18 protein-coding genes are annotated in these 17,880 nt (G+C 57.7%); 5 read left to right on the forward strand and 13 right to left on the reverse strand.

Annotated elements, in window-relative coordinates; all coding sequences use genetic code 11:
* Window positions 1-10: 10 nt before the first annotated feature.
* From OEG84_RS03775 to OEG84_RS03815, 9 genes are all read right to left on the reverse strand, one after another.
* Window positions 11-1,129 carry a sulfite oxidase gene (locus tag OEG84_RS03775; protein ID WP_267652495.1) on the reverse strand — a complete coding sequence of 373 codons (1,119 nt, stop codon included), beginning with the start codon at window positions 1,127-1,129 and terminating at the stop codon, window positions 11-13.
* A 3-nt stretch (window positions 1,130-1,132) separates the two neighbouring features.
* On the reverse strand, window positions 1,133-1,813 hold the full coding sequence (locus tag OEG84_RS03780) for a fumarate hydratase C-terminal domain-containing protein (RefSeq protein WP_267652496.1): 681 nt from the start codon (window positions 1,811-1,813) through the stop codon (window positions 1,133-1,135).
* On the reverse strand, window positions 1,777-2,739 hold the full coding sequence (locus OEG84_RS03785) for a fumarate hydratase (protein WP_267652497.1): 963 nt from the start codon (window positions 2,737-2,739) through the stop codon (window positions 1,777-1,779). The genes OEG84_RS03780 and OEG84_RS03785 overlap by 37 nt, the downstream gene beginning before the upstream one ends.
* A complete protein-coding gene (locus tag OEG84_RS03790) occupies window positions 2,739-4,493 on the reverse strand; it encodes an L-aspartate oxidase (RefSeq protein ID WP_267652498.1) in 1,755 nt (584 codons plus the stop codon). Before OEG84_RS03790 ends, OEG84_RS03785 begins: the two co-directional genes overlap by 1 nt.
* 8 nt (window positions 4,494-4,501) lie before the next feature.
* Entirely contained in the window at window positions 4,502-4,843 is a 342-nt protein-coding gene (gene sdhC / locus OEG84_RS03795; RefSeq protein WP_267652499.1) for a succinate dehydrogenase, cytochrome b556 subunit, read from the reverse strand.
* The gene (locus tag OEG84_RS03800; protein WP_267652500.1) at window positions 4,840-5,169 is read right to left on the reverse strand and encodes a succinate dehydrogenase; all 330 of its coding nucleotides are present in this window, start codon (window positions 5,167-5,169) and stop codon (window positions 4,840-4,842) included. Before OEG84_RS03800 ends, sdhC begins: the two co-directional genes overlap by 4 nt.
* Entirely contained in the window at window positions 5,170-5,898 is a 729-nt protein-coding gene (locus OEG84_RS03805) for a succinate dehydrogenase/fumarate reductase iron-sulfur subunit (RefSeq protein WP_267652501.1), read from the reverse strand.
* A gap of 166 nt (window positions 5,899-6,064) precedes the next feature.
* The gene (locus tag OEG84_RS03810) at window positions 6,065-6,358 is read right to left on the reverse strand and encodes a transposase (protein ID WP_267652502.1); all 294 of its coding nucleotides are present in this window, start codon (window positions 6,356-6,358) and stop codon (window positions 6,065-6,067) included.
* Window positions 6,359-6,384: 26 nt separating this feature from the next.
* Window positions 6,385-6,585, reverse strand: a complete 201-nt coding sequence (locus OEG84_RS03815; protein WP_267652503.1) for a hypothetical protein — start codon at window positions 6,583-6,585, stop codon at window positions 6,385-6,387.
* A 276-nt stretch (window positions 6,586-6,861) separates the two neighbouring features.
* Between OEG84_RS03815 and OEG84_RS03820 the strand changes: the two genes are divergently transcribed.
* The gene (locus OEG84_RS03820; RefSeq protein ID WP_267652504.1) at window positions 6,862-7,431 is read left to right on the forward strand and encodes a transposase; all 570 of its coding nucleotides are present in this window, start codon (window positions 6,862-6,864) and stop codon (window positions 7,429-7,431) included.
* Window positions 7,432-7,668: 237 nt separating this feature from the next.
* Here the strand turns inward: OEG84_RS03820 and OEG84_RS03825 are convergent, their stop codons facing one another.
* Window positions 7,669-9,990, reverse strand: a complete 2,322-nt coding sequence (locus OEG84_RS03825) for a cadherin repeat domain-containing protein (protein WP_267652505.1) — start codon at window positions 9,988-9,990, stop codon at window positions 7,669-7,671.
* Between the two features lie 124 nt (window positions 9,991-10,114).
* On the opposite strand from OEG84_RS03825, the gene OEG84_RS03830 reads away from it, so the two are divergent.
* A protein-coding gene (locus tag OEG84_RS03830; RefSeq protein WP_267652453.1) for an IS3 family transposase occupies window positions 10,115-11,241 on the forward strand; the annotation gives its coding sequence in 2 pieces (ribosomal slippage) (window positions 10,115-10,379 and window positions 10,379-11,241; 1,128 coding nt in all).
* Window positions 11,242-11,244: 3 nt separating this feature from the next.
* Here the strand turns inward: OEG84_RS03830 and OEG84_RS03835 are convergent.
* On the reverse strand, window positions 11,245-13,845 hold the full coding sequence (locus OEG84_RS03835) for a hypothetical protein (RefSeq protein WP_267652506.1): 2,601 nt from the start codon (window positions 13,843-13,845) through the stop codon (window positions 11,245-11,247).
* A 48-nt stretch (window positions 13,846-13,893) separates the two neighbouring features.
* Window positions 13,894-14,430, reverse strand: a complete 537-nt coding sequence (locus OEG84_RS03840) for a pentapeptide repeat-containing protein (RefSeq protein WP_267652507.1) — start codon at window positions 14,428-14,430, stop codon at window positions 13,894-13,896.
* A 694-nt stretch (window positions 14,431-15,124) separates the two neighbouring features.
* Between OEG84_RS03840 and OEG84_RS03845 the strand changes: the two genes are divergently transcribed.
* Genes OEG84_RS03845 through OEG84_RS03855 form a run of 3 tightly spaced genes read left to right on the forward strand, consistent with a single transcriptional unit; the run spans window position 15,125 to window position 17,003 of the window.
* On the forward strand, window positions 15,125-15,820 hold the full coding sequence (locus OEG84_RS03845; protein WP_267652508.1) for a DUF599 domain-containing protein: 696 nt from the start codon (window positions 15,125-15,127) through the stop codon (window positions 15,818-15,820).
* Complete coding sequence (locus tag OEG84_RS03850; RefSeq protein WP_267652509.1) at window positions 15,817-16,110, forward strand: DUF3253 domain-containing protein; 294 nt, start codon at window positions 15,817-15,819, stop codon at window positions 16,108-16,110. The genes OEG84_RS03845 and OEG84_RS03850 overlap by 4 nt, the downstream gene beginning before the upstream one ends.
* Window positions 16,107-17,003: a DMT family transporter gene (locus tag OEG84_RS03855; protein WP_267652510.1), complete on the forward strand. Its 897-nt coding sequence runs from the start codon at window positions 16,107-16,109 to the stop codon at window positions 17,001-17,003. The genes OEG84_RS03850 and OEG84_RS03855 overlap by 4 nt, the downstream gene beginning before the upstream one ends.
* Here OEG84_RS03855 and OEG84_RS03860 read toward each other — a convergent pair.
* Window positions 17,000-17,827 (reverse strand): aldo/keto reductase, encoded by an 828-nt coding sequence (locus tag OEG84_RS03860; RefSeq protein ID WP_267652511.1) that lies wholly within the window; start codon window positions 17,825-17,827, stop codon window positions 17,000-17,002. The genes OEG84_RS03855 and OEG84_RS03860 overlap by 4 nt on opposite strands.
* Window positions 17,828-17,880: the final 53 nt, after the last annotated feature.

Raw genomic sequence — 17,880 nt, forward strand, 5'->3', positions numbered from 1 at the left:
GGCGTTGCAGTCAGAGCGCGGCAGCCGATTGCCCGACAAAGACGACCACTTTCTGGGCCGCGTTGTTGCCGAAACCAGCGGCATCCCATGGCGCTTCGAGTGGCTGCACCTGACCATCAGCATCGGTTGCGCGACAGCGCAGCACGTGCTCGCCGGGGCTGGCAGTCCAGTCACAGGTCCATTTGGTCCAGGCATAGTCGCCAACAGCAGCCTCCAGCCGGGCTTCCTGCCAGGCACCATCAAGCTCCACCTCGACCCTGCTGATCGGCACGCCGGCGCCCGACCATGCACGACCGGTGAGTGTTACCGGTCCGGGCTCCAGATAGCGCTTGCGCGACCCCCAGTCAGGAACGCCCGGCGGCACCATCAACGATTTCACCCGTATGGCGGTTACCGGGCGACCAGGATCTTCCGCAGTTTCCCGGTAGCGATAGGTACGCAGTTGCTGAAAACCGTCATAAGGCTGCGTCAGCGCCTCGATCCGCTCCAGCCATTTGACACTTGCCATCCCGTACCAACCTGGAACGATCAGCCGGAGCGGCGCACCATGTTGTGGCAACAACGGCTGCCCGTTCATGGCATAGACCAGCATGACATCGAGTTCTGCGATTTGCGCCAGCGTCAGCGAACGGCCAAATGAATGGCCGACGCCCTTGTCGAAACCATAATCAGCGCCGGTGAAGGCGATCTCAACAGCATCGGAGCGCAGCCCCATCTGTTCGATCAACGGTCTCAGCGGTGTGCCGGTCCATTCCGATGTGCCGACCGCCTCATAGATCCACGGCATGGCATGAAGACGCGGTGATACGCCAGCGCGCCCATTGCCCGCGCATTCCAAGGTCACAGGCAGAGTAACCTGCGGCATTGCCTTGATCTCGTCGAGCGACAGTTCCGCAGCAGTATCGAACGCGCCCGAAAAACTCAGTTTGTGATTGCCGGCATCGAGCAACGGCACATCGAAATGATTGAGCAAATAATGCAGCCCGGTGGGCGTCACATCGAGCGCCAGGGTCTCCAGCAGAATACCCGAATTGCGGTTGGAGAGCCTCAGCTCGTCCTCACTGTAGAGCCCGTCCTGAGTATCGATCGGCCCGTTATGTCCTGCAAAGGGGTTATCATTCGTTGTCATGGCCTACCCTATCATCTCGTCGCTGCGGTCATCAGTTTCACCGAAACGCTTGAGCACTGCCGGAACGGTGCCTTCGTAGACTTTTTCAAGATTAGCCGAGATTTTGGCGTTCTCGCGTTCAAACAGCGAATTGCCGGCCAGATCGCTCTCGACGATGAACGGGCCCATATTGTCGGCTTCAAGCACCCACATGGCCTGAGCCAGGCCGAGTTCCTTGTTCCAGTGCACAGTCTTGACCCGTTTGACGCCACGACCAAGCAATGCGCCGGTGCCGTAGCCGACGGTCGTCAGGTAGATCGCACCGTTGGGCACGAAGTGATCCTTGTAATCCTTGACGCTCATGCCGCCCTTGCCGATGATCAGCTTGGCGCCGGACTTGGCCATCCATTCGCCGATCCACTTGGAGAAACGAAACGAGGCGGTGGCGGTGACCGCGCCCAGCCGAAAGGTGCCGTCCTCGTTGATGGCGGCGGCCGGTGAGCAATGGAAATTGGCGGCACTCTCGCCCGGCAATTCCATCGGGATATTGGCCTTGTCCTCGAGCGCGCGTTTGTAGACACCTTCGCGCGCCGTATAGATCAGCCCGTCGAGATAGACCACATCGCCCAGCCGCAACTGCGCCAGCGCTTCCGGTGACGGCGTCGTGCTCAGGCGGATTTTTCGTGGTTTTGAGGCATTTCCCATTCCACTGTCTCCCGGCGTTGATAATCAGTGAACCAGTCCGGATCGGTGCGGTATTCCACCCGTCCGTCGGCAAAGACCCGCGCCACGGCGCGGCGCGATGACAGGCAGAAGGCATGCACGGACATCTGCATGCCGCCTGTATGACAATAGCCAACCTCGATATTGGCATCGATAACCATCGACTTGCCGACAAAGCCCATGGCGCCCATGCCGATCGAGTTGCCCAGTTCCTTGAGTTCCAGCTCGAGCTCGGCAATGCGCGGATCGGAATTGCGGGAACCGACAATGCGCAGGCATGCGGCGCGCTTGCCGAGCACCATGCAGGTGTCCTTGCAGCCGCCCAGACCGATGCCGATGATCGCCGGCTGGCAGGCCAGCCCGCGCTTGCCGAAGGCGACCAGACAATCAAGATAGAAGCGCTTGATGCCCTGAATGCCATCGGACGGAAACAACATGCGGTAGTCAGTGCCGAACAATCCGCCCTTGTGCACAGTGATCAGGTCGATCCACTCGCCGCCCGGCTCATAGCCATATTCGATTTCGGGCGCGCCAATGCCGACATTGTTGTCGTGATCGGTGCGCCAAAGCGGATGCACCCGGTTGGGCCGCAACGGCACGCCATTGGTGGCGACCGCGGTGGCGCGGCGCAGCGCCGCCTCCAGCGCGATCGGACCACCCTCAATCTGCGTCTCGTTGCCCATCTTGACGTACCAGCGCGGGGTGCCGGTGTCGCCGCACATGGCGCGGCGGTCTTCCTTGGCCGCCTTGTAGTTTTCCAGCATCGCCTCGAGCACAAACGACGACAGATCGCCGTCCTCGACATTGGCGGCTGCCTGCAGACCATCGAGATAGTCCTGCGGAATTTCGATTGCCGCCTTGTCCATCAGGGTCTCGGCCGTCTTTTGAATGATGTCTATGGGGATCATCAGTTCGCCTCCACCAGAGTTTCGGGTTCGCCGGCAGGCAGGATTGTTTCGCCCGGCCGAACGATGGTAAATTGCACCGGCTCGCAATCCACCTCGATGTCACTGCCTGACTGCCGCGCCACCGTAAAATAGGAGCTTTCGAGGTCGCCCGGCTCGGGAAAATCCTCGCGGTAATGCGCGCCGCGGGAATTCTCCCGCGCCAGTCCCGCGTGCGCGATGACTTCGGAGACATCGCACAACGAGCGGACATTGAGCCAATCGTGCCAGGTCAGATTGAAAGCCAGATTGTCGCCCGCCACACCGACCTGCATCAGCTCATCAGATATGTCGGCGACGCGGCCAATACCACGCTCCATGCCGCGCCGATTGCGGATGACGCCGACATCTTCCCACATGGCTTCCTGCAACTCATGGCGCAAAGCCTGTATGTTGGCAGGCTTGCGGCCGAGCGGTTGGCAGGCACGGGCAATCTCTGCATCAAGCACTGTTTCGTCAGGATCCCGCAGCGCGCCCATGCGGCGAATATCGGCTCCCATGACATCGCCGGCGATCCCGCCATAGACCGTGGAATTGGCGACGCCATTTCCGCCCAACCGGTTGGAGCCATGGGCGCCGCCGGCGTCCTCGCCAGCCACGTAGAGGCCTTCCATTTCAGTGCGGGTATCGGTGTCGACCACCACGCCGCCCATGAAGTAATGCGCCGTCGGCACCACTTCGACCAGACCGCCGGCAAGGTCGAAACCGGAATCGGCGCAGCGCTTGACCATGCCGGAGAATTTCTGTCGCACCATCTCGGGCCCGAGGTGGCTCATCTTGATGTAGACGCCGCCATTGGTCGAGGTGTTGGACTTGCGCATTTCATCATAAATGCCACGGCTGACGACATCGCGTGTGGCGCGCTCGCCGCGGTCATCATAGTCGAACATGAAGCGGCGTTCGGCACCGTTGAGCAATTGTCCACCCGCGCCGCGCAGACCTTCTTCGAGCACTGTACCGGTCATTTTCGTATGATCGCCGGCGAGCAATCCGGTAGGGTGAAACTGCACCATCTCCATATCGCGCAACGGCAAGCCGGCACGCAGCGCCATTGCCAGCCCGTCCATGGTCTTGTCGCCCGAAGCAGTGTGGTACTTGTACATCGTGGGGCCGCCACCGGTGGCCATCAGCACGGTCTTGGCGCGGACAAAGCGGAACTTTCCGGTGCGCATGTCGATCATCAGGACGCCGGCCAGCGCCGAGCCGTCCTTTGTCGGGATCAGGCCGATCGCGCGGTGTTCCTGCAATTTTTCCACCGGGCGCGAGAGCACCTGCTCCATCAGCCGATTGATGATCTCGATGCCGGTCAGGTCGCCCTTGTGGACCGTCCGGTCGGCGGTCTGGCCGGCGAAAGCCTTGTGATGAAGCGTGCCGTCGGCATTGCGGTCAAAAAAGCAGCCGATCTCGTTTTCGAGTTCACGGACGCGAACCACGGCCTGCTCGCACAGCCTCCAGGCCATGTCCTGGTTGGGCAACCACTTGCCGCCATTGATGGTATCCATGAAGTGGCGTTCGACGGTGTCGCCACCGCCCAGCGCAACATTGTAGCCCCCCTGCACCATGCGGGTGCAGCCGCATTTGCCAATCAGCCCCTTGACGGCGATGGTTACCTTGGTGCCTGCCGGTGCCGTCTGCAGCGCATGCAGGGCCGCGAACATGCCTGCTCCGCCGGTGCCGAGGATCAGGATGTCGGTGTCGTGACGATCTATATCGGTCATGCTCATCCTCATACCGCCTGCAGAAAAAACGCGCCGGCCACCAGAAAGGCCGCGGCGACGGCGGAAGCGGCCATGGTTTTTTGCCTTGGCGACCACGGCAGGAACTCCAGCGCCAGAAGCCTCAATCCGCCGAACACATGCACGGCAAGCAGAAAAACGAGGCCGAATTCTGCGAGCTTGACCAGTGGATTGTCAGCAAAGCGCAAAAGCTCATCGAAGGTTTGCGGCTGGTTCAAGGCCATCGCCAGCAGGTAGAAATGCGCGGGCAGAAACAGCGCCAGACCAAGACCGGAAAGCCGGTGCAACAGATAGGCAATCCACAGCGGATGTGAGCGGTGCGGCTTGATCATAGCGTTACCGCAAAGACAGCGCGAAGGCCGGTGGCGAGCAACAGCAAGCCGGCACCCCACATGAAAAGCTCAAGTTCGCGGCCTTTCAAGCCGAGCGTCTCATGAACAATGACGCGCAGGCCGATCGACGCATGCAGCGAGACGGCCAGCACAAACAGGCCGTAAAACAGAAACCAGATGACGCTACCTTTTGTGCGACCGAGGATTTCGGCGGCGCTCAGCCCATCCTGGATGGCATAGATCATCACCGCGATATGACCCAGCGTCAGTGGGATCATCACCATCGCGCTCAGCCGCTGCAGCATGTAGAGGCGGAGACCGACCATCTAGCGTCCTCCCTGGAAGAAGGAAGCGACGGTGGCGCGCTTGAGACCGGCGATCGCCTTCATCGGGTTGAGGTCATTGGGGCAATGCAGCGTGCAACTGCCCTGGCTGTGACAATTGTGGCAGCCGCCCTTGCCAGAAACCGCCTCGATAATGGCATTCGGATCAGCATCCTTGGGGTCGAGAAAAACGGTCCAGGCACGCTGCAGCGCTGCAGGGCCGAGAAAATCAACATTATTGGCCACCGTGTCGCAGGCCGCATAGCAGACCGAGCAATTAATGCATTCAATACCGGTATCGGTCTCGACGCGCGCAGGCGTTGCCGGATCCAATTGCTGGATGGCATCTTCCCGGCGTTTGCTGGGATGATGCACACCGCCGGCGGCAACCCATTTGTCGAAAAATGGGTCCATGTCGACAGCCAGATCCTTGATCACCGGCAGGTTGCGCAGGGGCGCAATGGTTACGGAATCGCCTGAAAGAACCTTTTTCACGTGAGTACGGCACGTCCAGCGCGGCACCCCGTTGACCGTCATCGCGCAAGAACCGCACATGCCAACACGGCAGGCATAGCGATAAGACAGGGTCGGGTCCGAATGCTGCTGGATCCAGGCGACAACATCGAGAATCGTCTGGTTTTCCTGCCGGGGCACCGAAAACCGTTCAAACTTCCCCTCGACGTCATTTCCACGCCAGACATGGACATCAAGACTTTGTGAATCCGCAGTCACACGCAACTCCAATCGCATCGTCCGGCAAAACATAATGATAATATTTCGAAATAAAAGCGACAAATATTGACAGTTATTGTTATATTTGCTTACATAAAATCGTCCATCAGAATGATACGATAGAGGTCGAGATACCATTACGTGTTGGAGGATCAGGTTCTTAGGTTCAGGCCCCTTGATTGATCCAGAAGATGACGGTTGCTGCGGTTGCGATGGCTGACATGAAGGTTTGGGCAGAACGGTCGTAGCGAGTGTGGATGCGCCGCCAGTCCTTGAATTTTCCAAACATGTTCTCGATCTTGTAACGGCTTTTGTAGAGCGTGTTGTCGAACGGGAATTCGATTTTGCGGTTGGATTTGGGCGGAATGCAGGGCCCTATGCCGCGAGCATAAGCGCCTGGCGAAACCAATCTGCATCGTTGCCCCTGTCGCCCAGCAGGGTTTTTCGTCCGGAATGGCATAAAACACCAGCGCCGCGCCCTTGAAGTCACTCATTTGGCCCTCGGAGAGCAACAAAACTAAAGCGTGTCGCGGCTTTGAGATTTGGGATTCCCTGATTGATGGATTTGTGATTCAGTTTACCCATGGAAGGAGAACCGCCATGGGCAAACCGCATCCGGTCGAGTTGCGTGCGCGTGTCGTTGGGTTTGTAGAAGAAGGCAACAGCCATCGAGAGGCTGCTCGGCATTTCCGGGTCTCCCCGAGGTTTTGTCAACAACATGATGATCCTGCATCGGGCCACTGGCTCGCTTGCGCCTGCGAGGCAGGGCCATCCGCCGGGCGGCAAGCTGACGCCGCATGGCGAATGGATTAGAACCCTTGTGGCTGCGAATGGCGAAGTAACGCTCGACGAGCTCTGCGTCGAACTCGCCGGGCGTGGCGTTGACGTGCATCGCTCGACCGTTGGCCGGTTTCTCAACCGGCTTGGGTTGAGCCATAAAAAAGACTCAATGCAAGCGAACAGTTGCGGCCGGAGATCGCCCACGCCCGTGATCTGTGGATCAAGCGACGCCGGCGCTTCTTCAACAAGGCATTGGCACGGCTGATCTTTATTGATGAAACATCGACCAACACCAAACTCGCCAAACGCACCGGATGGTCAGCCAAAGGTCAGCGCTTCAACGCCTATGCGCCGTTCGGCTCGTGGAAAACGCAGACCTTCATCGCCGGATTGCGCAGTCACGGACTGACTGTGCCATGGATCGTCAACGCGCCGATGAATGGCCGCATCTTCGAGACCTGGGTCGAAACCCAGTTGGCTCCGACATTGTCAAAAGGCGACATCGTCATTCTCGACAATGTCGCCTTCCACAAAAGCGAGACAGCTGCGGCAATGGTACGGGCCAAGGGTGCCTGGCTTCTCTTCCTGCCGCCCTACAGCCCTGACCTCAATCCCGCCTCTCAGTATTTGCTTTGCAAATGCTTGCCGGCCAATGATCGAGATGGCTTTTTCCAAGCTCAAGGCAATGCTGCGAACCAACATCCCACACTGCGCTCCCCGATGACCTCGGGGGCATCATCCAAAATAGCGTAAGGGGGTGCATTTTTGGGCGCCGATCACCCCCCTACGGGGTCAAAATTGCACGCCTGTTCAAACCCCATCTGCCTCGCCCGGATGTCTTTTCCACGCCAGCGTCGTCGAAACTTTCACACGATGCGCTGCATTGTGACTGCAGTGTTTTCCTGGCTGAGGCGAAAAAACTACCGTTTCCAAAGACTTCCATTTCGAGATGAACCACTCTAGCCACCGAATATGAAGCTGTTTCTCGATTCACGTGGCTTGCCGGCCCCCACGCACCCTCCTGACAGAATCAAGCCCGACAAATACCGCACGACGCTGCGATGTGAACTCGGTCGATTGGCCGGCTTCCAGATAGGCTATGGATTCGGTTTCACCACCCGGATAGAGGCGCATCACTTCAATGTTTGACACTGCAGCATTGGTGATCGTCACCAGTCCGGTATTGGTGGCAAACTCGGCCTGCAGGTCGTGGTCCTGCGCACAGAGCCGGGCGGCGCTCAGCTTGTCGACGACGGTATCATCCGATGGAGCAGGATCAGGGAGAGAGGCAGCCGGAAGATAGGGATCCAGACAATCAAAATAGGCGGTCTCGTTGTTGTAGCTTTGAGACGCCGGGTCCTCGTCCTCATACCGGCAGTAATCCAGCGCCTCTTGCGACACGAGATTGATGTAGTTTTCCTCAAACCGCGGCCCTTGCGGGCTATCACGCCACTTCAACTCAGGCTCCGGTTCAAAACCGGGGTTATCGTCGGTTGCCGTGGTCGCAGGGAGATAGGGATCGAGACAATCAAAATAGGCGGTCTCGCTGTTGTAGCTTTGAGACGCCGGGTCCTCGTCCTCATAGCGGCAATAATCCAGCGCCTCTTGAGACACCAGATTGATGTAGTTTTCCTCAAACCGCGGTCCTTGCGGGTTATCGCGCCACTTCAGATCGGGCTCGGGTTCAGCGCGTTTGTACGGATCCAGGCAATCAAAAAATGCGGTTTCATTGTTGTAGCTGGATGAGGTCGGGTCCTCGTCATTGTACTTGCAATAATTAAGTGCGCCTTCCGGCAACAAGCCCTCATAGTCCTGCTCGTAGCGGGGTCCCTGCGGGTTTTCGCGCCAACTCACCTCGGGCACGGCGCTTTCGAGGCAATCGAAATAGTTGCTTTCATTGTTGTATGTGGCAAGTGACGACCTGTCGTCATCTTGGTCAACACAGGCCTGGCGATCAACATCCGACACGGTCGGATAATCCGCTTCAACACGTGGCCCTTGCGGATTGTCGTACCACCTGTCCGGGCCCAGAATGGTGATGATCACCGGTTCGGTGCGTTCCGATCCATCGTCGCTGGTAGCCTTTACATAGATGGTGTGCGGTCCGGGCTCCAGCTCCGCGAGCCTTTGTGCGCTGTCAATAAACACTTTGCCTTCTGCACCCACCCCGAAAGCCCCACCACTATAGGGGTTGCCGTCCGCGTCAACGGTAGTGAACCGGATGGGAGTGGTTCCATATCGATCGTGATCCCCGTCGGCGGCGCTCAGCGTTATTCCGACCGGACTGGCATATTCCGCTCTGTCGGCAACTTCATCTGACGCGGCATCCGTATCAACAAACGGCGTTATGTCATACTCGTTGACCGGTATCATCCTGATCTCGAAGGGGCGTTCATTGGTCGAACCATCCGAACTGGTTGCCACGATCCGCAGGCCCCATGGCCACGATGACTCGAGGTCAATCGGTGCTGTGGTTGTGACCACGCCGGTGACCGGATCAATGGCGTACGGCGTATCATCATTTTCTTCGATGCTGTAGGTCACCTTATCGTTTCGGTCGGTATCCTCCGCGAAGACCGTTATCCCGACAAGCATTCCCGCAGGCGCATTCTCCTCAACTTCATTGGCAGCGCTATCGACATCCTGGGGAAAGCGTACGGAATCCTCGTTGACGTCGTTGATAGCCACCTCGAAGTCCATCCAGCTGACTGAGCCATCAGAGCTTTGGGCGGCGACCTGCACGATCTCGACAGGCTTGGTCTCATTATCGAGATTGTCCGGATTCTGTACGGCAATGACGCCGGTGTTCGGATCGATTGAGAAGGGGCCGTATTGGTCAGTCAGGCTGTAGGTGACTTCATCCGATCTGTCCGGATCTTCCGCGAATGCGGTAATGCCAACCTTGGTTCCGTACCCGGCATTCTCGTCCACCTCACCGATGGCCTCATCGGCATCGATCAACGCGCTGACCTCAAACTCGTTGACGTCCTCGACAGGAACCTCAAAACGCCTGCGCGCTTCGGATCCGTCGGTGCTGGTCGCGACGATCTCCAGCGTGTAACTGGCCGCTTCGTCGCCGCTGAGAGATTTGCTGACCGTGACGCCGCCGGTCTTCGGATCGATCGCAAACGGGAGCTCGTCGTTGTTCGTCAACGCAAAGGTCACGGTGTCCGAAGGATCGCGATCGTCAGCAACGAAACCCAGATCAACGTCTGTGCCGATTACAGCATCTTCGCGGATCTTTGCCGTCTCGTAGTACTTGCTTTTTTCCCAGGTGACATCGAACTCATTGACGTCGATCAGACTGATCACGAAGTTCTCTTCGGTAGTTGAGCCATCCGAGCTGGTGGCGATGATCGTGAGATTGAGCTGGAGTTGCCCCCTGAAAGTGGTCCACCAACTGGGATAGATTATCCCTCAAATTGGAGGATCAGCGATGGCTGGAAAACGAGAGAAGCCGGAAGAGATTGTATCGAAGCTTCGGCAGGTTGAAGTTCTGCAAGGGCAAGGTGCGACGATTGCTGACGCGGTGCGCCAGATCGGCGTGACACAGCAGACGTTTTATCGATGGCGGAAGCTCTATGGCGGGATGCAGCGATCTCAACTCACTCGGCTGAAAGAGCTGGAGAAGGAGAACCAGCGGCTTCGGCGGGCGGTGTCTGACCTGACACTGGACAAACTCATCCTGACCGAGGCGGCAAAGGGAAACTTCTAAGCCCTTCGCGTCGGCGCAAGTGCATCGACCATGTGCGGCGGGAGCTCGGCGTATCAGAACGCCGCGCCTGCCGCACGCTCGGACAACACCGATCCACACAGCGCAAGGTGCCACAGGGCCGGGCAGATGAAGAACGGCTGACCGATGATATCATCGAACTGGCCGACAAGTACGGGCGCTATGGGTATCGCATGGTCACCGGTCTGCTGAACAACGCGGGCTGGCAGGTAAACCATAAGCGGGTTGAGCGCATCTGGCGGCGTGAAGGGCTGAAAGTGCCACAAAAGCAGAAGAAAAAGGGGCGGCTTTGGCTGAACGACGGATCATGTGTGCGTCTCAGACCGGAACGGCCAAACCACGTCTGGTCCTACGACTTCGTCCAGGATCGAACCGCTGACGGCCGCGTCTATCGGACGCTGAATATCATCGACGAATACACCAGGGAGGCACTCATGATCCGCGTGGACCGCAAGCTCAACTCAACGGACGTGCTGGATGCTCTGACAGACCTATTCATCCTGCGCGGCCCGCCGGAATACATTCGGTCGGACAATGGGCCGGAATTTATCGCCCAGAAAGTGCGGGATTGGATTGCAGCTGTTGGAGCCAAGACGGCCTACATAGAGCCAGGCTCACCATGGGAGAACGGATACTGCGAAAGCTTCAACGCCCGGTTCCGCGACGAGCTGCTGAACGGCGAAATCTTCTACAGCCTAAGGGAGGCGCAAATCCTGATCGAGCAATGGCGTATCCACTACAACACCGTCAGGCCGCATAGCGCTCTGGGCTACCGCCCGCCCGCGCCGGAAAGCATTGTCCCGATGGACCAGACGCCCATGATGCACTAACAATCAAACCGGACCACCTGATGGGGGCACGCCAGGAGGCGGTCCCAATTCTTCTCTGCGACAGGTAGCCTCCCCTTCCCAAACCCCGATAAGCTTGTCTTCGGTCAGATTTGTATGCCGCTTCGTGTCTGGATCATAAGAGCCTTCACATTGAGCGTAGGCGTCGGGATAATCGGGGCCGGCTCCGATTTTTCGCAGCCACATGACCGGCTCACCGAGAAAATTGACAGCATAGGCTTCCAACCCGCCGGTCTTGACCTGGAAAACCGGCAAATGTGTTTCGGCCTGTTCTGCGTTGTCGTTGAATCCGCGCCGGACTGGCCTGCCGCCGGCCCCGGGCTTCCGAACGAGAAAAATCCCAAGACAGGATTGGGCCTTGCCATACATCTGATAAAGTTGATCCTTGCTATAGCTCTGACGAACTGGACCAAAGAGCGCCCTTGGCGTTGTCGACCAACGGCCACCGTTTTCGTCCATCCCCTTCCCGGTTGCCGAACCATAGCCACCGTTTCTTCGAGAATTAAGGAACGTGTACCTCCACGTCTCTGCGTCGTCGCGCTCGAGAAAGCGTGTCAGTTTTCCCGCTCTCCAGGTTCCCGGAATGCCCATTCTACGGGCCAACCGGCCATAATATGTCGGGATGCCGCCAACCCGTTTGGTGTCATCTTTTGCATACTTGAAACTCTTGTCCCAGTAGTCGCATTGCGCTTCGGCCTTCTTGCGCCAAGCCGCAATGGCCTCATAACGGCGAAATCCGTCTGCTCCCTCTTGCGCCATGGTGTCGCGCGTTTCTTTCTGACGGCGCAAGACTTCGGCTGATCTGCGGGCTTCGAGGGCTTCCCCCTGCAAACGGATCTGGTTAGAGATTCCAGAATTGACTTCCCGAATGAACCGCAGACCGTATTCATGATCTGCAAGGATACCCGCCTCATAAATCCCTGCAAAAGGTTCAACGGAGAAGTTCAGTTGGTAAAGGCTTCCCTCGCTGGTGCTGTATATCAGCACTCCTTTATATTCTTCTTTTCCAGCTAGCGTTGTGGTGTTGATGTCGAGGTGTCCGAGTTCGTCGTCACTGCTATGATCATCCCACTCTTTCAGCCGTATGGTAACGCCCTTGATCCGATCAAAAATCAGGCTTTTGCCGATCTTGTGCACGTCGCCCTTATCGATATCAATACCTCTTGACCCGCCATAAACCCGGACCCCGTCCAGCTGGATGTAGAGTTCATCCCGCGTATCATCGATGAACGGGCTGAGCATTCCTTGGATTAGGCCTTCGTTGCCCTTTCGCCCCTCCGAATCCATGACCTTCTTCACAACCTCCTCAACATTCTCCACGGCTGCAAATCGTAACGGAGCGGCGGCTGCCTGATAGAATCTCTCAAAGCTCTCCTGCTTCAGTCTTTCGATTTCGGCCACTTGCTCGGCCTCATTGAAATCGCTGGTATATTGGGATTGGGAACGGCCGTCGTGCGTGGCCTTGAATGCCTCGTTATAAGAATTTTGCCAGGCCTGCTTGATCGCGTATTCGGCGGCCATTTCCTTTGCTGTTTTCTTCAGTCCCGCCTTTCCGCCGGCCCCTGCAATTTTTCCGCTCACATATTTTCCCATGCGGCCCAGCATTTTTTGCTTGGTTTTCTTGCTGGCTGCCAACGCAACATGCTTTTTGATCATCTTTTTCATGGCCTTTTTCGCGGCCAGTTTCTGAAGCCCTCCTACGGTCTTCTTAAGGGCCCTGTTGGCCGCAATCTCGGCGATTTCCTTGCCGATTTTTTTGGACAATGCTTGCACGCCCTTTTTTCCGGCCGCCTTTGCTGCCGTGACCCCTGCCTTCAGGCCAATGCCCGCTCCGCCTCCCGAGCCCGCCATGGTCGCAAGATCAAACGCAAGCTCGATAGACATCAAGGCAATCTTGGTATTTTCGTCCTGACCGGTCGATGTCACCAGGGCCCTGATGGATTTAAGTGTGATGCGTGCGAGATCAGCCGGCGGCGCCTTCATCAGACGCCAGGACTTGGCGCCGGAACCGGCATTTGCAACCAGGTGCACGCTACTGCCAGATTTGAGCCGCAGGGATTTGCTTCCGGCCTTGCTTTGAAGCGCAACAGCCTGCCGATAGGCAAAATTGGATACAGTGCTACTCCACAATGCCCGATCACCCAGCGGGTCATCAGGAAGGGCAAGAGAAACAGTTTTACCGTTCGTATTTGCCTGCAGCACCATGCCATTGCGCAGGTTGATAATTCTCTCACCATCCTCCCAGAGCCAGGTGTCGCCTTCACCCTGCGGCATCAACCGGACCGAGCTTCCGCTGGAACTGCGCAAATACAGCCCCGTTTTATGCCTGATCTTGAATGGCGATGACACCGGCAATGGATCGGGTGAAAGCGCGTAACCATTCATACAGCTTTGAAATTTCTTGTATTTCTGCCTGGAGAACAGAATTTTGGCGGAAGCGCATTCAACCGAAGCTTCCTTCACATATTTGACAGCTCGCTGGACGGCCGATTGTTGCGCGCTGGCCAGATCCACTGGCAAGGCGAGCACAAAGACCAACAACCAGGTGACTAGGGCAAGGCGTTTTGAATTCCGAAAACTATCCATTTTCGCTTCCCAGTCGCCATGTATTTTTGATCAACTCAAAGTGCAAAATCAGCAGTCCTTGTTCTTGATCGTCCCGTCTATCCATGTCGTTTTGCAAAACTTTGCCATGGTGAAATCCGTTGGCCGGATCAATCTCCGGTCTGCCCATCCACCTTCCAGATTGGCGCCAGTCAGGTCGGCAAATGCGAAAGATGCTCCTTCCAGCCATGCACCTTTAAGGTTGGCATTGGTCAGGTTGGCAGCGACAAAGGAGGCTTCCTGCAGCCATGCGCCTTCAAGGTTGGCGTTGGTCAGATCTGCCTTGACCAGATGGACTTTCCCTAGCCTGGATTTTGTAAGGTCGGCGCCACTCAAATTCGCACCCTTCATGTTCGAAAAATCGAAATTCGAGTTGGTGAGATGTGCGTCCGACAGGTTTGCACCGGCGAGTTCCATGTCTTGTAAAACCATTGCTTCCAGGTAGGCCTCTGAAAGATCGCATCCGTTGCACTCCTGCAACGCTACCACCTTCTCCAGATCGGTCTCGCTGAATGCGTGGGCAAAAGGCGTAAAACAGGCCACGCTGGCAACGGCAATGGCGATCAACAGGGCGTTGGCGAAACCATGCCGCCGGGTCCGATGACTTCGTTCAAGAAATGACATGCGTCCCCTGCCCAACTTTATGGTTCGGCGGGAAATTTGCAGCGCCCCGCCAGATTTATGTGGCCTTTTATGCTACCCGCCAGAAATGCTAAATCAAGGTAAAACTCAATATTTCGGATCAAATGCGATCATATTAAGTGAATTCAGCACATATACATATTACGCGTCAAAGTAGTGATAGACCAAAATCACATTTTGGATGCAATTCAAACTTCCCACACGGGCAAATGAATTTTCATAATTCTATCCACAACTTAGGTAACGCGGAAATAGACTGTCTGGAATAATATCGAGCAGGAGATCGCGGCGATTAGAGTATTTGAAATTCTGGTTCGGTCACGGGGTTGATCATATTGTTGGTTCTAGTGTCGACATCGGCGTTGGAGAAAGACCGTGCGGTCAGACATCTTTGGGTTACGCCGGGTGGACACGCCGCCAATCAAGGATTCCTGCGCAGATTAAGCCGTGAGAAGCAATTTCGTCGCGAATGCACCTTTACGGTTGCCCTTCAGCGAAGGCCTTGTTGGCTTGGAAACCATTGCGGCAGAATGCGCCCCATTGTTCGTACGTTGCGCTAATTCCGGACTTTCCCAAACACCCCTTTGCCAAGCCTACTCGGGCATGCCAAAAGCAGTTCATGACCAATTACGATTATATGGCGCTTGCTTGGTTTACCTTTGCCTGGATAGGATTCGCGGCACTGACCGACGGTCGCATTCAGACCAAGCGCATGAGCCTGACAAGCGCCATGAACCACCACCGCAAGGTATGGATGAGGACTGCTGCTCATCGCGATCTGCGTATGATAGACACGGCGATCATCGCCGGGCTGCAGAACGGCACAGCGTTTTTTGCCTCGACAACGATTTTCGCCATCGGCGGCTGTTTTGCTTTGCTGGGCGCCACCGAGCAGGTTCTGGAAGTCGCCGACGATTTGCCGATACCGCTGGTCGCCGACCGTGGCGCCTTCGAGATCAAGGTGTTCGGGCTGATCGCGATTTTCGCCTATGCGTTTTTCAAATATGGCTGGTCGTACCGGTTGTTTAATTACACCTCGATCCTGTTTGGGGCGATCCCGATGAAGGACGAGCGGAGCGACGATCACACCGCTCTCGAGAAGGCTGCTGATCGGGCGGCGGCCGTCAACACCCTGGCCGGGCGCCATTTCAACGGCGGACTGAGAGCAACCTTCATGTCGATGGGCTATCTCGGCTGGTTTGCCGGACCGTGGATGTTTTTGGGCACGACCACGCTGGTCATTCTGGTGCTGCTCAGGCGGCAATTCTTTTCTGCTGCGCGCAGCGCCGTACTCGTGGAGACCTCCTCATCTTGACATCCGATCCCTCACGCCGTCCCGACGCATTGCGCGCGGCCATTCTCGCCGCGCTCAGCAAACTGGCGCCGGGCAAGAGCATCAGCCCCTCGGATGCCGCGCGGTTGCTTGCCGGCAGCGATGAAAAACAGTGGAGCCGGTTGATGAAACCGTTGCGGCTGGTCTCGGTGGAGATGGCCAAGGCCGGAGAGATCGAGATCCTGCGCAAGGGCAAGCCGGTCGATCCGGACAATTTTCGCGGCGTCTACCGGCTCGCCCTGCCCCAGAACACGCCCCCGCAGGCCCCATGAGTTTGATACAGCCGCTGCGCACGCCGACGCGCACCGATCTCGGGCTAATGATCTTCACCGCGCTGATATGGGGCTCGGCCTTTGTGGCGATCCGCATCGCCGTGCCCGAAACCGGGCCGGTGTGGCTGGCAGCGATCCGGGTTGGTCTCGGGTTTGCCGTTCTCGCTCCTTATGCGATTTGGCGCGGATTACTGTTTCCGAAATCGCCCCGTCAATGGGTACTGATCACAGGCATGGCAGTGCTCAACATGGTGCTGCCGTTCTTCCTGATTGCCTGGGCCGGCAAATCCACCGATGCCGGGGTGCTGGCGCTGCTGATGGGCACGGGGCCGTTTCTGGCGTTGCTGGGGAGCCATTTTCTCACCGATGACGACCGCATGACCGGGCGCAAGCTGATTTCGGTGATCCTCGGCTTTGCCGGAATCCTGGTGCTGGTCGGACCGGATGCGGTGGCCGGACTGGGCGATGGCTCGCTGCAGGCCAAGCTGGCAGCGCTCGGCGGATCACTTTGCTATGTCACGGGCGGTTTGCTGATCCGCAAGATCGACATGCCCCCGGTCAGGCTGGCCTGTCTGGCGCTGGGTCTGGGAACCATGATGCTGATCCCGATCGCTTTGATGGTGGAAGGTGCGCCGCCGACGGATCTGAGTTCGCAAACCATTGCGGCGCTCATGTTTCTCGGGGTTTTTCCCACCGGGATCGCCTATATCCTGAGGTTTCAGCTGATCCGCGCCGTCGGTTATTCGCGGTTTTCGCTGTCCGTCAATTTCGTGCCCGTATTCGGCGTGGCCTTGGGAGTAATCATTCTCGGAGAAACACTGTCGCTTGGCCTGGTCGTGGCAGTCGGACTGGTGCTCAGCGGTCTGCTGGTGGCCAGGAGCGACAAGGTTTAGTCGCTGTCCCATTCAGGCGAGAAGGCGTAGTCGGAAAACCGGCGACCGGCCGCTCCCAGCGCCGAGATCGCCGCCATTTCGGCGTCCGAGAGTGCGAAATCGAACAGATCGATGTTTTCGGGTAGCCGCGCCGGATTGGCGGTTCGCGGGATGGCGGCCACGCCGGGCTGCTGAACGTGCCAGCGCAGGATGATCTGGCCGGGCGTCTTGCCATGGGCGCGGGCAGCATCGGTGACCACCGGCGAAGACAGCATCTCGCCGCGCCCCAGAGGGCTGTAGGACACGAACGCGATGTTGTTTTCGCGCATGGTGGCCAGAAGCGGCGTCTGATCGAGCTGCGGGTGATATTCGAGCTGATTGCAGACCAGCGGCGCATCAGACAGAGAAATCGCCTGTTCAAGCAGCGGCCGGGTGAAGTTGGAGACGCCGATATGGCGTGTGAGACCAATTTCACGCACCCGGTTGAGCGCGCCGATTGACTCGGCCAGCGGCACCTTCGGGTTGGGCCAGTGGATCAACAGAAGATCGACATGATCCAGCCCCAGACGCTTGAGGCTGGCCTCAGCGGATGCTTCGAGCGCGCCGTCGCCGATTTCAGTGTGCCAGACCTTGGTGGTCAGAAACACCTCGTCGCGCGCAGCGGTGGACGCCCGAAGTCCCTCACCGACGGCGGCTTCGTTTTCGTACAGGGCGGCGGTATCGATATGCCGATAGCCGACATCCAGCGCTCGGGCTACAAGATCGCGGCACTGATCGCCCTTCAGCGTGTAGGTGCCGAGCCCGATGGCCGGAATTTTTGCGCCGCCCGCCTTTACAAGATGCATCACGGAATCCTTTTGCTAGTCTCATGGCGCGAGTCGGCATCACGGCCATCCGC

Origin of the sequence: Hoeflea algicola (assembly GCF_026619415.1) — a bacterium.
Lineage (GTDB): Bacteria > Pseudomonadota > Alphaproteobacteria > Rhizobiales > Rhizobiaceae > Hoeflea > Hoeflea algicola.

Coding starts and splice junctions, on each gene's coding strand:
- OEG84_RS03835 (WP_267652506.1), bottom strand. CDS start 13,845: ATGGATAGTTTTCGGAATTCAAAACGCCTTGCCCTAGTCACCTGGTTG.
- OEG84_RS03810 (WP_267652502.1), bottom strand. CDS start 6,358: ATGCCATTCCGGACGAAAAACCCTGCTGGGCGACAGGGGCAACGATGC.
- OEG84_RS03845 (WP_267652508.1), top strand. CDS start 15,125: ATGACCAATTACGATTATATGGCGCTTGCTTGGTTTACCTTTGCCTGG.
- sdhC (WP_267652499.1), bottom strand. CDS start 4,843: ATGATCAAGCCGCACCGCTCACATCCGCTGTGGATTGCCTATCTGTTG.
- OEG84_RS03855 (WP_267652510.1), top strand. CDS start 16,107: ATGAGTTTGATACAGCCGCTGCGCACGCCGACGCGCACCGATCTCGGG.
- OEG84_RS03860 (WP_267652511.1), bottom strand. CDS start 17,827: ATGCATCTTGTAAAGGCGGGCGGCGCAAAAATTCCGGCCATCGGGCTC.
- OEG84_RS03775 (WP_267652495.1), bottom strand. CDS start 1,129: ATGACAACGAATGATAACCCCTTTGCAGGACATAACGGGCCGATCGAT.
- OEG84_RS03780 (WP_267652496.1), bottom strand. CDS start 1,813: ATGGGAAATGCCTCAAAACCACGAAAAATCCGCCTGAGCACGACGCCG.
- OEG84_RS03800 (WP_267652500.1), bottom strand. CDS start 5,169: ATGGTCGGTCTCCGCCTCTACATGCTGCAGCGGCTGAGCGCGATGGTG.
- OEG84_RS03815 (WP_267652503.1), bottom strand. CDS start 6,585: ATGCCGAGCAGCCTCTCGATGGCTGTTGCCTTCTTCTACAAACCCAAC.
- OEG84_RS03790 (WP_267652498.1), bottom strand. CDS start 4,493: ATGACCGATATAGATCGTCACGACACCGACATCCTGATCCTCGGCACC.
- OEG84_RS03785 (WP_267652497.1), bottom strand. CDS start 2,739: ATGATCCCCATAGACATCATTCAAAAGACGGCCGAGACCCTGATGGAC.